The organism is Bacteroides sp., from assembly GCF_028690125.1.
GTDB lineage: Bacteria > Bacteroidota > Bacteroidia > Bacteroidales > Bacteroidaceae > Bacteroides.
In genome coordinates this window covers 55879-70978 of record NZ_JAQVBV010000021.1, presented here as the reverse complement: position 1 = coordinate 70978, position 15100 = coordinate 55879, and the positions used below count along the sequence as shown (strand labels likewise).

Sequence of the window (15100 nt, the reverse complement as noted above, 5' to 3'; positions counted from 1 at the left end):
CGATTTAATTCCCGAGAAACAACCATGTTCAACCCAACAAAAATATTAATTTTTAATATAATCTGGGCGACAATCATCATCTACCTAATAACAACCCAAAACATCATTATCGCATATCTAACAACATTTTTATTTATGACGATCCATGCTATAACATGGAAATACTCCATCGGAATGTATAATTACTGATCTATAAAAATTAATAAAAATCACTTCACAGAAGATAAAAATAATGCAAATAAAATTATCTAAAAAATCGATTATTACAGCAATCCTACATAACAACGATGCAGCGTATACTGGTGTGAATACAATAACTCTGGGAATCCTTCCAAATAGTAAAACGTTAATATTCCCGACAAAAATAGTATCTACAAAGGGTATACGATGTATTGATCCACAGGAACTTGTGCAAACTCCAAATGATGATACATACATGTTCCGAAGCGAAGCACACACAGATCTGGTTACAGAAGGATGCATCCGGAATGTAAACTCACTAGAACGCACAGAAGCTGAAGATGCACCCGTTGATGAACGTGTCAATGCATACCTCCGCGTATGGGCAGAACAAATAGAATTCATCGAAATGATTGATGATATACAAATCACGTGGGTAAAATAAATGACATTTGAAAGAAATGATAAAAAAAGAATCAAAATTATTGAAAACGCATTAGAAACCATTTCAAATGCGGCTTTCGACAACTGGGTATTATCGGATACAGAGAGAATGGAGATATCTGATAAAATAACAAAATTAAATGAAACAATGAATAAAGTAAATAGACGATTAAGAAATATGAAAATGACAGAACATGAACACCTTAGACGTATTACCCTTCTAAGATCACAACTCTGTCAGGAACTTGTTCTTAACGAACTCATTAAAGAAGAAAATAACGAAAATGTTTAATATGACACAAAAAGGATTTACCATAACCTTCGAAAAAACCCTATGGGCTGAAGATGATACCGAAGAAGAAGCAATCAACACTGCATTAGATCAAATCAATGACTGTGACGAATACTTTGATGAACACAATATTCTAACAATCCGACCATCCCCATAAAACATTTCAAAGCAACAACCAAAGTATATTGTAAATACAATTTACTCAAAATATTAAAAAAGATAAAACCCCAAAAACACTTGAGAATTGGTGATAAAAATGAATCAATTAAAATTAGATAAAAATGAGTTTAATAATCTATTTGGATTAACAAAAGATCAACAATCCGCAGTTCGATCTTTAGAAAGGGCATTCAAAAAATGTTACGATGCTGGAATTTTCATTCATAATGAATATGGTATCCTTATGCCATTCAACGGCAAATATGTTGCAGATATTACTGATATTCCAGACGATCCTATAATTGACTCTGAATATGGAAATCATATTAAATCAAGATATAATTTATGTAGTTGGGCAGACGATCCACATTTTATACACTTAACTCCAAAAGGACAAAAAGAATATAAAATGTATTTAAATCCAAATGCAAATCTGTTATGAAAATCACACGAATACACCGATACGATCTTATCATCAGAATGAAATGTGCCGGTATACTTATACCAACAGACAAAGAACTCCACAGAGCATTCCAAAACGACAAACGAAAAATATCTGAAATACAATATCTTCGAGATGTTAGAAAAGATAAATTCCCTGAACTACTTGAGGGTCCTTTATGACTCCTGAATCCTGTCACATCTATATCGCAATCGACAGATTATCCATGGGCTGAGGGATAAAGGATGACAGATAATAGTAATAATGCATTTCCACAACACGATCAGATCGTATCAACCCAAATCTTATTTGGGATCCTGATTCTACTTATAATCGGTGTCATGGGTGTAAATCTCTACTACTTTGCACAACCATCTGGAGAATTACAAAGAGCCACGATATACGATAAACAGATAAACGACGCTCTATGTATCGTAGAGACGAACTATGGGGTGTATGCCGTAGATACCAAAGTATACATATATCTACAAATTGGTCAGACGTACGATCTGGAATTGAGATACAACCACGTGGTAATGATGGACATTATCACCAAAATTACGAAGCAGTATTGATGACCGAGATATCCTGCAACAATGGGTGATGTTATGAAAAAAGATGGTGTACAAAAATGGAGATGGGATTGGTATGGATGGGATTGGTTTGAAGTTCCGGTGTGTAATAATGAGATTACGCTCGAATGCGGGTATTGTAAAGCGAAAACCAAGAAGGTATGCACGATGAAACAGGCGAAAAGATGACTCCTGAATCCTGCCACATCTATATCGCGATAGACAGAAAACGCGATAACCCAAACAACACCAACAAAATTGCAATCAGACAGATCATTTCCAATCCCGAAACCGACATCGAGATCATAAAACACAAATGCAAACTCCTGCATCCGGACAAAACCTTCAGAATATACCGTACAGTCAACAAACGATCATATGCAAAAGCATTCAAACAATTCCAACACCGGCTCATTGAGGATCCAAACATCACTAAAATCGATTCACTTTGGAAAACTTGTCTATTAAATCCAAAATCCAAAGCAGAACGCAAATTCCTCATTGATATCGACTCTAAAACAGAGTATAATCCTGTCGAAGAATGGCTTAAATATCACAATATCATAATTTATGAATCAAGCTTCACTCCAAACGGCTACCATCTCATCACAGACCCATTTGATTCAAGAGAATTCAACTTCCCCAATACAGAGATCAAAAAAGACGCTCTACTTTTTATTCGAATGGCATGATAAAAAATGACTGATTATATAGTAACCTGGACGATAACCCTAAAAGATCTCAACTCTCCCGAACTTGCCGCAATACACACCAGAGAGATCCAACTTAATCCATATTCTCCACAAACACATTTTGTTATAACAAATACCGATACTGCTACAACAACCGAACTCGATCTCTCTGCTACCCCTTATCCAAAAGATCTTCTCGATCTAACTTACTACCATACAGACGCACACCTACTATCAGACAAAACAACATTCATCACAAAATTAATTTCAGCAATGAAAACCGATCCAAGAATCACCCTAATGGGTTACATTACCTATCTCATAAAAACAAACAACTCAACTTACAAACAATCTCTTGAAGACATCTACGACGACCTCTTCTCACAATTTATCGATTCTATTGAATCCGAACTATTCCGATCAATAGACAACCAACTCAAAACAGAAACCCAACACACCTCAGAACACACAGAACGACTCTTTAAAATCAAAAAAGCAAACGCATTTTCTGAATACAGAGTATTCAAAAAAAACCATCCTGATCTATCCCCCCATAACCAATCAGCATATTTCTGCAAAAAATATTTTGAAAAATTATCCTATTGATTATTATGTCAAAAAAAGATATATTCATCGATTATTTCGAAAACGTCAAACACCTATCTCGAAAACAGGATTCAAGATCCGCAAAATACACCATTTTTATCTATAATGATAAAAAGAACCTATATATTGGAAACAACGGTGCAATCCGTGTAGGTAAATCAACCTCCGAATCAATATCTGTTACCGACATATGGGGTCCAAAAATCATCACATTCATGGAAACCTATAAAAAACAACAATCAAACCACCAATTATCCTAACAAATCAGTGAGGTATTATTAAAATGACCGAATATCTAGTTACCTGGACAATTGATATCGAAGCAGACTCCCCAATCATGGCAGCCCGACTCGCAAAAGAAATTCAACAGGACCCCGATAGTGTAGCTAACTTCTTCTTCATTTCTGATCCAACAACAAAAACAACCACAGAAATCGATCTTGACGAGGGTTGCCCCTATTGCGGATCTAGTGATATAACTCCCAACATCAACACAGAAAGATATCTTGAATGCTGCGATTGTGGTGCAGAATGGTGTGAAGATACAAGTGAAAATGAAGGTCTTGCAGCAGAAGAACGGGCAATAAACGATTGGGATGAACAGAATATCGTATGGTGAAAATTCATGTTATATAAAATACACCTAATAAAAACAATCACGAAAACCGGACACCTCAGAATCCATGCAGATAATGAGGAAGAAGCATTCCGTATCGCTGACACCACCCTCAATAAACCCCTTAATGCGATCCCCTTTTTCGAAAAAGATACAAAAACCATCACACTAGAATTCGACGATCTGGAGGCGGAAATAATCCGATGAAAAAAATATATTTATGCCCAAAATGCAAAAAACAATCCCCAATCTTTTACAAACTCGAATCCCGCATACTCCGTACTAATTATGATGCCCTCACACATATAAGAGAATACTCGATAAACGCGGTATCAATCGATACCCTATCTTATCCAAGACTCTGTTTATATCAATGTCCAAATTGCTACACAACATATTCCTGTGATAAAGGACTTGAACAGTTCCTGATTGACAAACCAATCCAGAACCTTACATTCAAATGCCCTATCTGCCATATAACATCCGATACATTCTTGCGTACCTCAACAGAACACACCTGTGAACGAATAGATATCAATAATAAAGTCCTTGACTCTTATTCAGATGAAGACGGAGCAACCCACAAATATCAATGCCCAAAATGCCACAACATCATTGAACACGTGTATTCGATAAAAGAACTCCTGGTAAACCACGACACTCCTTAAAAAACAAATACCCTTTTTTGTTCTGGAAGTGAAAAAAATGTTTATGTTAATGCAGGTCTCCGAACATCCTCCTTACTACACCCCCATGATGAAAGATCTAAATATAACAACTCCCTCATGCATCATCCCCTACTTAACAGAATTCATCAAAGATCTCACTCAGGAAACCGTCATTATAATGACTCTAAACGGAAATTATAATATCATTAACACCAGAATAATTAGTCTGGGTATTGTAAACGAATCTCCAGTACATCCAAGAGAAATTTTCCGAAGCGCAATCCTCGATAACGCAGTTGCAATAATCATGGCTCACAACCATCCCTCCGGCAACAAAACGCCTTCTGAACAAGACCTAAATATCACCACAAAACTAAAAAATGCCGGTGAACTACTCGGCATAAAACTTCTTGATCATATAATCCTAACAAACAACGACTGGACCTCTCTAAAAGAAGAAGGTTACTTTTAAAGGATATACTATGCCAACAAAAATATGTTCTCTCTGTGGAGAAAAAAAAGATACTTACAGTTTTAACCCGGATCCCACAACCCCGGACTCTCTTAATCCTGTATGTAAAAACTGTGAACACAAACAAAAACTCGATCAACTAGCAAAACAATTCATATCTACAAAGAAAAAATATTGCCCCTATTGTAATACGGATCAACCTCTCACTAACTTTACCATAAAAAATACAAAATCAGGTCAATCCTACCACACATGGTGTAAAACCTGTTACAACAAATACATCGCCTTAAAACCCAAACCCACACCCAATCAAAAATCTCTCACAGAAATAAAAGCAGAAATGATTACCGAATGCAAAAAATACAAACGACCTGGTCTCCGGGGTATCAACACTGAATACAATATTCGATATTGTACGTCATGCAAACGGGTCCTTCCATTCACCGACTTCCCTAAAAACAAAAATAAAATAAACGGCTTGGCAAGCTCCTGTAAAGAATGCACAAACAATGCACAAAACCCAAAACATCAAACAAAAAAACCAACACAACACCTACCTCAAACCACTACTGAAGAACCTCACTTCTTCAAACGAGTATTCAAAACAATATCATCTATATTCTCAACATAAATTCATAATAAAATTAAAATAAACAAAAAAATATATTTTAAAAACTATACAAAAACACACAGGAATATCAACATGACACCATCAAAACCAACAACTCCCCCTACAGATTCAATCTCAAAGAAACCCCATATCTGTAACTGTAAAAACTCTGACAAATCAAAAACCGCTCATACATGTAACTGTGGAGGTAACTGTCATGATAGCAATTAAAAACAACGCAATTGAATATACTGCAACAAAACCTATATCAAAACCATTAATTGAAATTCTCACCGAGATTAGCGAAACCTATACTCATCCACCAGAACATTTCATCAGAAACTGGTTCCCTTTCTATATAGATTCAATTGAACGTGCTCCAAACCAACCATTCGTAAACGAAAAGATATGCGATCCCATTATCTCAATCGAAGAACTAAAAACCAAAACAGATAGTTTCCATATTACCATAAAACTCAAAGATCCCTATGGAAACATAGATGATCAGTTCTATAGTATCGTCTCATCTTCCTACAACAACATCGAAACCACCCTAAATTCATGTCTGATATAATCATTGTATCCCGACACATCGGAGCAATCGAATGGTTACAACGCAAAAACATTGTCGGCACCGTTCTCACCTATGCTACCGTAAACGATATCAAAAACAAAACTGTTTTTGGATCACTCCCCATCCATATCGCATCTCACGCCAAACAATACTACAAAATCAGGATTCCTATGAAACGCACAGATACTCCTATTGAACTATCTGCAGATGAAATGGATAAACTCGATGCCTATTTGGAATGTTATTCAATATCCCAAATAGAAACTCCTCATTTTGCTAATGTCTCTCTGTAACACCAAAATCCAGGAGATCTATATCGAATCCAGAAAAATCACTCTGGTCCATGACAATTATTATACCGGTGAACAAAAACTATTCAAAAAAATAGATTTCATTCTTCCAATAGGTCATGGCTGGAACATCTATCTCTGCAGAAAACCAGTTAAAGATCCCAAAACCCATCCTGGTGTATACGGTGATGATCCTATAGAATCTCTCTATTATTACGCAAATAAAGATCGATCTAACCCACTAAACACAATACAAATTGTCAGAAACACTTTCATCAAAAAAATACAACAGGAATTCTTCAAATAAATTGTTTATTAATAAAAAGGTTTTAAAATGAATGCAATTGTAGATATGTCCAAACCCGGAATACAGCTCATCTGTGCAAAAGACCCGATCGCAAAAGAACGACTCGAAAACGGATTATGCCCATTTTGCGGCACATCATGTAATCCGGGTATTTTCAGAGACGAACTCTCAATAAAAGAATCCAGAATATCTGGTCTGTGTCAATCATGCCAGGACGAAGTATTTAAGGAAGAATAAACATGATATTCAAAAAATCCCTAATATCCACTCTAAAATCCATTTCAGATGACCCCGCATTTGAAAAAACCCTCGAACTCGAATTCCATATCGAAAACCCATTCACCATCAAAGAATGGCTCTCAGTAATCACCGCAAAGAAAACCACAAAACACAGAGTCAACAGTATCTTAAACTACATTAGCAAACGCCATTTCGAACATCTCGAAACAATTCTATCTCATTTCCAGTATCAATGCGGTCATGTCGAAACATGTTTCAACATTAAAACAACCCATAGATTCCTCCCATTTGATACAAATTATTTCACCAACCAAAACATCATAAATGCAATCAAATCATTCAATAACCCGGAACAAGCAGTAGTAAACCTTCTCAATAAACTCGATGAAATTTCCAATACAAAATCCGATAAAATCAGATCCAATCTAAAAAAAATCAACCATGAAATATCCCTTATAGTGGATGCAGCAACCGATAAAAAATGGAATATCAATTATGTCCCTTCAAACCACCTATATATCGATCCAAACCCCAACACCCCAACAACAATATACAAATGGATTAAAAATCCCCAATTCATCGAAATTACTATCAACTTCATCTGCTCTCATAGTAACGCTCCGATCCAAACAAAACTCGAATCTATTACAGAAATCCTTAACTACACTCACCATACTCTCAGCAAACCAACAGCATTAAACGTCCGATCACTCATCACACAATCATTTTTTCTCTTAGATAAACCCGCTATCAAAACTGGTTTAACAACCTATCTCCAATTCCACGAACAAATGAATTATATCGATATCACCCCAGCCCTCTTCCACAATAAACACTCTAATAACATACTCTACCCAACATTTTACAATATCTCAATATTCACCACCTTCTTAAAACTCTATAATCAAACAAATATTAATCCGGATATCTCAAAAATCTTAGCAAATTACATAACAAACTCCGAAACCCAATCATTACTCAACTGTTGTGATAACTATACAATTTGTGAATTCCTGGCAAAGAACGAACCCTATCCAAAAATCAAATTCACTAAAGATACAATCAACATTTATGGATACAATCACCCAAACAATCAAGAATATCGAAACACCGTAAACATTATCTTAAACAAATACGAAAATAACGACTCACTAAAAGAATTCCTTGAAACCAATAATTTAAATAACCTTCATAACTCCTGTAAATTCAACAAACATCTTCATATAGATGCCAATATCACCTCCACATCTTCACCAAAAGAGATCGCATCAACGTTAAAACACATCATGCAATACGGTTCAGATGAAGATCAAAAATACCTAATCGAAAAAATATCAGAACTGGCAACAGAAACCCCTTAATCCTTTTTCCGAGGAACCATCCAAATGACCTCTAATATTACAATCCCACGAGATATCATAGATACCTACTGGTATTTCTATGGTCTACAAAACGAACTCCCGGACGGTATGTATTGCGAACTCGAAACACTAGATGTAGAAATGCGTCATGATACCTGGAACAGGATAAAATCAAAAAGCCCTGCACCCGACTGGAACAAATACAGAATCCAGACCAACGAAATCTGCCTTCATTACGACTACCCTCCAATATACATAATCACCCGAGATTGATATATCATGGACCCTGAAATCAAAATATCCCCTGTATACAATAAAAATAACCAGATTACAGCATATAAACTCACCGTCCATCTCCCTACAAACGACAAAAACGAACTCGACGAAAAATATCGATCATTCAATTATATTGGAGATCATAAACTCGATGCAAAATGGGGTATTCTCTCAACAGATAACCAATACAGATTCAATTCAAAACTAATCCCGGTCACATACCCCTCAGAATTTCCAACACCATTAGGAAAAATCATCGAAATCAACTCGCACATCGAAAAAATCAATACCCTACTTATATCTGTTATCAAACAAAACACAAAACCCAAAAACACAACTATCACCTATACTCACATCAACAAAAACATACCCCTTGAAATCTCTATCAAATACCATCCCTCAAACAATTCAAAAACAGCAAAAATCACAATAAACATCCCTGCAAACCACGAATATCGTATACTCCCGGAATACACAGATCACAAAATCTTCCTATTTGAAACACAATTACTTACACAATGGGGTACACCTTTCAACCACCCTTCAGGATACTGCCGAACAAAAACCCTCACCTTAACAAACGAATCCTGGAAAGAACTCGAATATCACGTTGATTTTGAACTATGTAACATCATAGACACACTCAAACGCATCAATAATGAACAACACCTCTCCCAATACACTGTCATACTCAATACAAACCCAATAAAAAAAACCTATGAATAACTCCTTCAATTAATATATTACAATAATTATAAAAATATTATTGTTTTAATCAGGAGGTAAACCATGATCGAGTATAAATCAGGAAACATCTTTGACAGCAAATGCCAAACACTTGTCAACCCCGTTAATTGTGTCGGCGTTATGGGAGCAGGTCTCGCCAAACAATTCAGAGACCGGTATCCTGATATAAATGTCCCGTATCGCAAAACATGTTCTCATAACGAACTCCGCATCGGATCACCATGGTTATTCTCATTCCCTGAAATAAACATCCTCTGTTTCCCAACAAAACTCCCCTGGAAAGATCCCAGTAAACTCGAATATATCGAAGCAGGTCTGATATCTTTCAGAAACAACGATCAACACCCAATTACTTCAATTGCATTCCCTCCGCTTGGAACAGGTCTGGGCAGTCTTCCGAAACAGGATGTAAAACAACTTATGGAACACTATCTTGAAGATATCGATATCCCTATCGAGATTTAGAACATGGAGGAACTATGATTAAACTCGTTATATCAGGTGGACAAACCGGCGCAGACATTGCCGGTCTCCTTGCAGCAAAACATTGCAACATCAAAACATTCGGATTCGTACCTCCGGGTTATTTCAACGAATCTGGTAACGACAATTCTCTCGCAGACATATTCGGACTCGTCGAACTCGAAATCAACCCAAAATTCACAACCAGTGACTATTACAGAGAACGCACAAAACAAAACATCCATTTCAGTGACGGTACCGTCATCTTTGCAACAGATCTCAACTCTCCAGGCACTATCCTCACAATAAACACCTGCAAAATGCTTAACAATCCATTCATCATCAACCCAACAAAACTCCAATTACTCGACTTCATCACAATCAACGAGATCAAAGATCTCAACATCGCAGGCAACCGGGAATCCAAATCTCCAGGTATCCAAGATTCTACAACAACCTTTCTCATAGATGTCTTCTCTGAAACAAACCCTCCTAAACCCTCTTTAAAAACCCCTCCTCTCGGAGAACCTGCAATCGGTGTCCCTTGCCCTAACTGTGAAAACCTTGATACAGAGATATTCAGACAATTCAACAACACAATCGGTAACTACTCTCAAATGGGCAAATACTTCAACTTCACACATACCTGTCCCAAATGCAAAACAGTATGGTTCCAGTCTATAATCATCCTGAAAGAACATTTCAACAAATGCCGATCCTGCGATTCTCTTGATACATACCCTCTCTATCCAAACAACACCGTCTGGAAATGTGCATCCTGTAATAACGAATGGAGTCCATAATGCCAAACTCCAATCAAATCTATGATGAAGACTACCCAAAACTACGAAAACACTCAAACGGAAACAAACCATGAAAGGCAAACAGATCCTATACAATTTCTCTGCCCCGGCAGAATGCCCTGTTCGTACAAAACATTTCGTATCAGGAAACCCCATATGTAACCATCCAAAACACGAAGACACCCTCCCCCCTTGCCCTGAAGGACGAGATTTTCCTCTCCATTGTCCTCTCGACTCAATAAATATAAACAACCCTCCAAACAACGAATATGTAACCCTCACAATCGATATTCCTCTTTACAGAGCCGATGGTTGGACTGTAAATCTCAAATTCCTCCACTCTCTCAACGAGTCGATACAATCGATAGAATCCTCATCTCTAGACGAAGAAAGTATCGAAGGTGTAATTCTTGCACTTCTTCGGAAAAAAGGTATAAAAATATAAAAAAAATAATTACCTTTTCTTCATAAGACAAAAATCGATACTATTATTATTTTTCCCGATGACGTTTATATACAGAGGGACATCCAGCAACAACAACACGGTCACCGGCAACATGTTTCCATACCCTTTACATGGGTCACACCATGTATCGGGTATATCCTCGAAAGAGGAAAACCCTCCAAAAAAACACATAGGACACAAACCATGACAATTGACCTATCCGAATACGAAACTCGTATCAAAGACCTCAAAAAACTCCACAATTCCATGGTGTCTAAATTAACCGAATTCGCAGAAGAACTCATGGAAATCAGATACAGTATCCCTAATCTCAAAAATACAGCAAATCCCAACTACGGATTCCTCAATACAATATCAACTACCGTCAACGACCTGAAAAACCAAACCCGCGATCTAATAGACAACATCTTCGATGCATTTGACACTCTCGACGATGCATTAACATCCATAAAAACCCCAGAAGATCCAGAATATCCTTAAATCATCTCCAAACCCCTTACATGGGTCATACCATGTATCGGGTATTTTAAAAACAATCCAAAAACACATTAAAAAGGAATAATAAAATGAAACCCCTCACAGCAGACGATCTCCCAACCGAACTCAAAGAAGGTATAAAAGCATTCAAAAACGACATAACATGGACAATATTCCTATACATTCTCCATCACAAAAAAACAACATTACAAGAACTATCTCAAGCATTCCCAAAACAATATCTTAATTATCCCCTATATAACCTAACCCAAGGTGGACATATCATAAAAAAAACAAATAACCTCAACGATCCCACAACATATTACTATGTTCCAACAATCACCGGACAAAAACTATTTGACGCTTTAATGAACGTATATTTACCAAAATTATACTTATACTCACACTCAGATTATTATGTCTAGCTACCACAACAAACAAAACAATATCGAATCTTATCAAGAAAACAAAAACCAAGTCTCCATACACGAATGCATCGACCTCTATCTATTTCTAAAAGAATTCAACACCGATTTTAAAAACACCACACGCAGCAGAATATTCGCTCAGGAAGCAGTATATTTCGGACAATCAATTGGCATTCCTATCTATTACAAATTTGATATATCCACCTATAAAATACCTATATCACTCTATTTACAAACTGTTTACATAACCCTTGCAAACAATCTCGAAACAATCGAACCCAAAACCACAGACTATACTCTCACATACACCTGCAAAAACATCCTCAAAAAAAACAGTTTCAAACCACATTACCGATACAAACCCTTCTCAATCAAACAATTCAAAAACAAATTCAATATTTAATACAATTAGAATAATAATAAATAAAAACAATCAAATTACAGATATCTATGCCAAATTTATACTTATATCTCCAACTATTCGACATGCCCAATTACGAAAACACCTTCACCAACCGCATGTTCGTCCAGGAAGCCGTGTATTTCGGAATGGTACACGGACTCCCATTCAAATACACATTCAGTAACAGCAAGTTCCCATATAGCTCCAAACTTAACAACGATTTCACTTTCTTATCAGAAAATATAGATCATATCAAAGAGGTAACAACCCGTTACAACCTCAAATGGACATACCCCTACATCAACAAAAGAATACTCCATTATTTCAAACCCCGAATCAGAGCAGAACAATTCGCAATAAAACGATTCAAACACAAATTTAAAATTTGATTTTGATTTCTCCAGAGGAGAAAAAAATCTCTTCTTCAGAAACAGGAGTAACAAACTATGGAATTCGATATACGAAAATACGCAGGACAGATGAACCTCCCAAACAACGAAAAATGGGAACGTGCCGGATATGTAAAACTCAACAAAAACGGCAAATATGGTGCACCATTGAAAACATCAATCTACATCAAATTCACTCCGGAAGGATCACTTATTCTTCCCGTTGGTGAAGATCAAAGAGTAACCATCCCTCCAAAAATCAACAAAACAACCGTAACCTACAAATTTGGTGGCACTGCGATCAGCCTCCCACTTGAACAATTCAGCAAACTCCTTCTAGGCGAAGATATCAGCGTTCCTGTGACAGTACCACCTCCATACAACCCTGAACCTAAAACTTCTTAAAACTCTTTTTTAAACAGCCGATACAACGGTCTGATAGAAAAATATCTTTGTATTATAGATGTGTGTCCTCAAAGGAGGGGATTTTGTATGAAAAATATGGGTTTATGGGGTAAACTTTACCCAAACGATATGACACAAGTCATGGACATCGCAGACAAACTCAATCCAAACATCATTTACGCAGGATCATATCATCCAATCATGCCACTTGTTGTTGAAGGATACAACGTCGTCATCGCAGATCACGAAATCCTAAAATGGGAATACATCGCACCCATCCAGGATGAATACGCAAAGAAAGCAACGTTCCTTCTCAACAAAGATCCATTCTACAGAACCAAAGTGGGATCAAGAATCAATCACCCGCTTCTCAACAAACTTCACGACGAATTCATGGAAAATAGTATCACCGAAGTCGAATTAGATACAACCACAAAACATCTACCAGAATGGGAAGTGCCCATCGCAGGCGATCTCGTCCCAAGCGTCGGCACATACCGCTCAGTTCATGACATCGAATATGTCATCAGCAAAAGCCCGATCAAAACTCCGATGAACATCAAAATCATCTACATCTAATCTTTTTCGCGTGATATTATGTACCAATTAACAAGTACACAGATCATTCCTAAAGACTACACAAAAACACCAATTAATGACCTCAAAACAACAATCAAATTAATGTACCTTACACAAGGACTACAATCACTCAAACAAGAACTAAATGATACTATACACAATAAGAATACAATGACTCCTAAAGAGAAACAAGAATACATTACTATCTACAATAATCTCAATACATTCATCAACAACTATAAACACAGACTCAAAAACCAATCCATAACCATAGTATAACACACCAGTCACTATCATACCCAACACAGATAAGCAGGACCACACAAGTAACAGCATAGATAATGTATCTATAACACCGTATTTACCTATGAATGTGACATCAGGCTACAAAACAACCATAGAACCATAATTCACTCCGTTTTAAAATATCCAAAACGTATGAAAACGTACAACTCTTTTCAACCTCCCGGAAAATCGACGTTATTTTGAACGTTTTATGGGGTTTTCTCTATGAATTCAAGCAAATTCGTAGGAAATGATAGAGGTAAACGCCGGTATATGTACGTAAGGACCGGGGAGGGGAGGAGAATGAAGGTATTTTGAAAAATATAAGTAAATTATCGTTTATTTAGTGATCCTCGGAGAGAATACACATGTTTTATGAAGAATTCACTGGTATACACAGAAAACGAACAGAAAGATGTAATGGCACACAGATAGTTTCCGGCGGGTGTCCCCGGTGGGAATAATCATCTTCTTCATCATCGTGGGGCTTTTCGTTATATTACGATAATCCCTGCATTATCTATGCGTGGAGCCCGCCCCGGTCCTATCTAAGCGCCAGGATTGCGCACAGAATCTCTATGTTACGGGCTCCTTTTGACAAAAGTCCCGAGACATTTTGCTCCGATTGCGAATCGGGACGTTTATAGAGGATTAAAATATCCTCATTTCCCAAAATAATGTAACAAACCTATGCTGCCACCCCTATTTCACCAAAAATATAGGTGATCCGACACCCATCCGAACGCATTCTGCGCTCCTTTTGACGTTTTCCCCGAGACATTTTGCTCCGATTCAAAAATGTTACAATTTGTAACAGGGGTGGTTACACCCCCTTCACCTATCCCCCAGTCACCG

General features: G+C 36.9%; 25 protein-coding genes. All 25 read left to right on the top strand.

Annotated elements, in window-relative coordinates; all coding sequences use genetic code 11:
- Positions 1–232: 232 nt before the first annotated feature.
- Positions 233–625, top strand: coding sequence for a hypothetical protein (locus tag PHO71_RS14535; RefSeq protein WP_300204679.1), 393 nt, complete (start codon positions 233–235; stop codon positions 623–625).
- A complete protein-coding gene (locus tag PHO71_RS14530) occupies positions 626–916 on the top strand; it encodes a hypothetical protein (protein ID WP_300204677.1) in 291 nt (96 codons plus the stop codon).
- Positions 909–1073: a hypothetical protein gene (locus PHO71_RS14525; RefSeq protein WP_300204675.1), complete on the top strand. Its 165-nt coding sequence runs from the start codon at positions 909–911 to the stop codon at positions 1071–1073. Before PHO71_RS14530 ends, PHO71_RS14525 begins: the two co-directional genes overlap by 8 nt.
- A 99-nt stretch (positions 1074–1172) precedes the next feature.
- Complete coding sequence (locus PHO71_RS14520; RefSeq protein WP_300204672.1) at positions 1173–1517, top strand: hypothetical protein; 345 nt, start codon at positions 1173–1175, stop codon at positions 1515–1517.
- Positions 1518–1762: 245 nt separating this feature from the next.
- Positions 1763–2092: a hypothetical protein gene (locus tag PHO71_RS14515; protein WP_300204670.1), complete on the top strand. Its 330-nt coding sequence runs from the start codon at positions 1763–1765 to the stop codon at positions 2090–2092.
- Between the two features lie 33 nt (positions 2093–2125).
- Positions 2126–2278 (top strand): hypothetical protein, encoded by a 153-nt coding sequence (locus tag PHO71_RS14510; protein ID WP_300204667.1) that lies wholly within the window; start codon positions 2126–2128, stop codon positions 2276–2278.
- Positions 2251–2781, top strand: coding sequence for a hypothetical protein (locus PHO71_RS14505; RefSeq protein WP_300204664.1), 531 nt, complete (start codon positions 2251–2253; stop codon positions 2779–2781). The genes PHO71_RS14510 and PHO71_RS14505 overlap by 28 nt, the downstream gene beginning before the upstream one ends.
- Positions 2782–2787: 6 nt before the next feature.
- A complete protein-coding gene (locus tag PHO71_RS14500) occupies positions 2788–3387 on the top strand; it encodes a hypothetical protein (protein ID WP_300204662.1) in 600 nt (199 codons plus the stop codon).
- A 283-nt stretch (positions 3388–3670) separates the two neighbouring features.
- Positions 3671–4006: a hypothetical protein gene (locus PHO71_RS14495; RefSeq protein WP_300204659.1), complete on the top strand. Its 336-nt coding sequence runs from the start codon at positions 3671–3673 to the stop codon at positions 4004–4006.
- A 714-nt stretch (positions 4007–4720) separates the two neighbouring features.
- Positions 4721–5143: a RadC family protein gene (locus PHO71_RS14490; RefSeq protein ID WP_300204656.1), complete on the top strand. Its 423-nt coding sequence runs from the start codon at positions 4721–4723 to the stop codon at positions 5141–5143.
- A gap of 10 nt (positions 5144–5153) precedes the next feature.
- Positions 5154–5774, top strand: a complete 621-nt coding sequence (locus PHO71_RS14485) for a hypothetical protein (RefSeq protein ID WP_300204653.1) — start codon at positions 5154–5156, stop codon at positions 5772–5774.
- Positions 5775–5970: 196 nt separating this feature from the next.
- Positions 5971–6327: a hypothetical protein gene (locus tag PHO71_RS14480; protein ID WP_300204650.1), complete on the top strand. Its 357-nt coding sequence runs from the start codon at positions 5971–5973 to the stop codon at positions 6325–6327.
- Entirely contained in the window at positions 6315–6620 is a 306-nt protein-coding gene (locus PHO71_RS14475) for a CRISPR-associated protein Csx16 (protein ID WP_300204647.1), read from the top strand. The genes PHO71_RS14480 and PHO71_RS14475 overlap by 13 nt, the downstream gene beginning before the upstream one ends.
- Before the next feature lie 331 nt (positions 6621–6951).
- Positions 6952–7161 (top strand): hypothetical protein, encoded by a 210-nt coding sequence (locus PHO71_RS14470; protein ID WP_300204645.1) that lies wholly within the window; start codon positions 6952–6954, stop codon positions 7159–7161.
- A gap of 2 nt (positions 7162–7163) precedes the next feature.
- Positions 7164–8525, top strand: coding sequence for a hypothetical protein (locus tag PHO71_RS14465; protein ID WP_300204642.1), 1362 nt, complete (start codon positions 7164–7166; stop codon positions 8523–8525).
- A gap of 24 nt (positions 8526–8549) precedes the next feature.
- Positions 8550–8798 (top strand): hypothetical protein, encoded by a 249-nt coding sequence (locus PHO71_RS14460; RefSeq protein WP_300204640.1) that lies wholly within the window; start codon positions 8550–8552, stop codon positions 8796–8798.
- A gap of 6 nt (positions 8799–8804) precedes the next feature.
- Positions 8805–9527 carry a hypothetical protein gene (locus tag PHO71_RS14455; RefSeq protein WP_300204637.1) on the top strand — a complete coding sequence of 241 codons (723 nt, stop codon included), beginning with the start codon at positions 8805–8807 and terminating at the stop codon, positions 9525–9527.
- Between the two features lie 63 nt (positions 9528–9590).
- Positions 9591–10013, top strand: a complete 423-nt coding sequence (locus PHO71_RS14450) for a macro domain-containing protein (protein ID WP_300204635.1) — start codon at positions 9591–9593, stop codon at positions 10011–10013.
- 14 nt (positions 10014–10027) lie between these two features.
- Positions 10028–10813, top strand: coding sequence for a putative molybdenum carrier protein (locus PHO71_RS14445; protein WP_300204632.1), 786 nt, complete (start codon positions 10028–10030; stop codon positions 10811–10813).
- A 70-nt stretch (positions 10814–10883) separates the two neighbouring features.
- Positions 10884–11258, top strand: coding sequence for a hypothetical protein (locus PHO71_RS14440; protein WP_300204629.1), 375 nt, complete (start codon positions 10884–10886; stop codon positions 11256–11258).
- A 303-nt stretch (positions 11259–11561) separates the two neighbouring features.
- Complete coding sequence (locus tag PHO71_RS14435) at positions 11562–11759, top strand: hypothetical protein (RefSeq protein WP_300204626.1); 198 nt, start codon at positions 11562–11564, stop codon at positions 11757–11759.
- 86 nt (positions 11760–11845) lie between these two features.
- A complete protein-coding gene (locus tag PHO71_RS14430; protein WP_300204623.1) occupies positions 11846–12181 on the top strand; it encodes a hypothetical protein in 336 nt (111 codons plus the stop codon).
- Positions 12182–13033: 852 nt separating this feature from the next.
- Positions 13034–13381, top strand: a complete 348-nt coding sequence (locus PHO71_RS14425) for a hypothetical protein (protein ID WP_300204621.1) — start codon at positions 13034–13036, stop codon at positions 13379–13381.
- 87 nt (positions 13382–13468) lie between these two features.
- Entirely contained in the window at positions 13469–13960 is a 492-nt protein-coding gene (locus PHO71_RS14420; protein WP_300204618.1) for a hypothetical protein, read from the top strand.
- 18 nt (positions 13961–13978) lie between these two features.
- Positions 13979–14239, top strand: a complete 261-nt coding sequence (locus PHO71_RS14415; protein ID WP_300204616.1) for a hypothetical protein — start codon at positions 13979–13981, stop codon at positions 14237–14239.
- Positions 14240–15100: the final 861 nt, after the last annotated feature.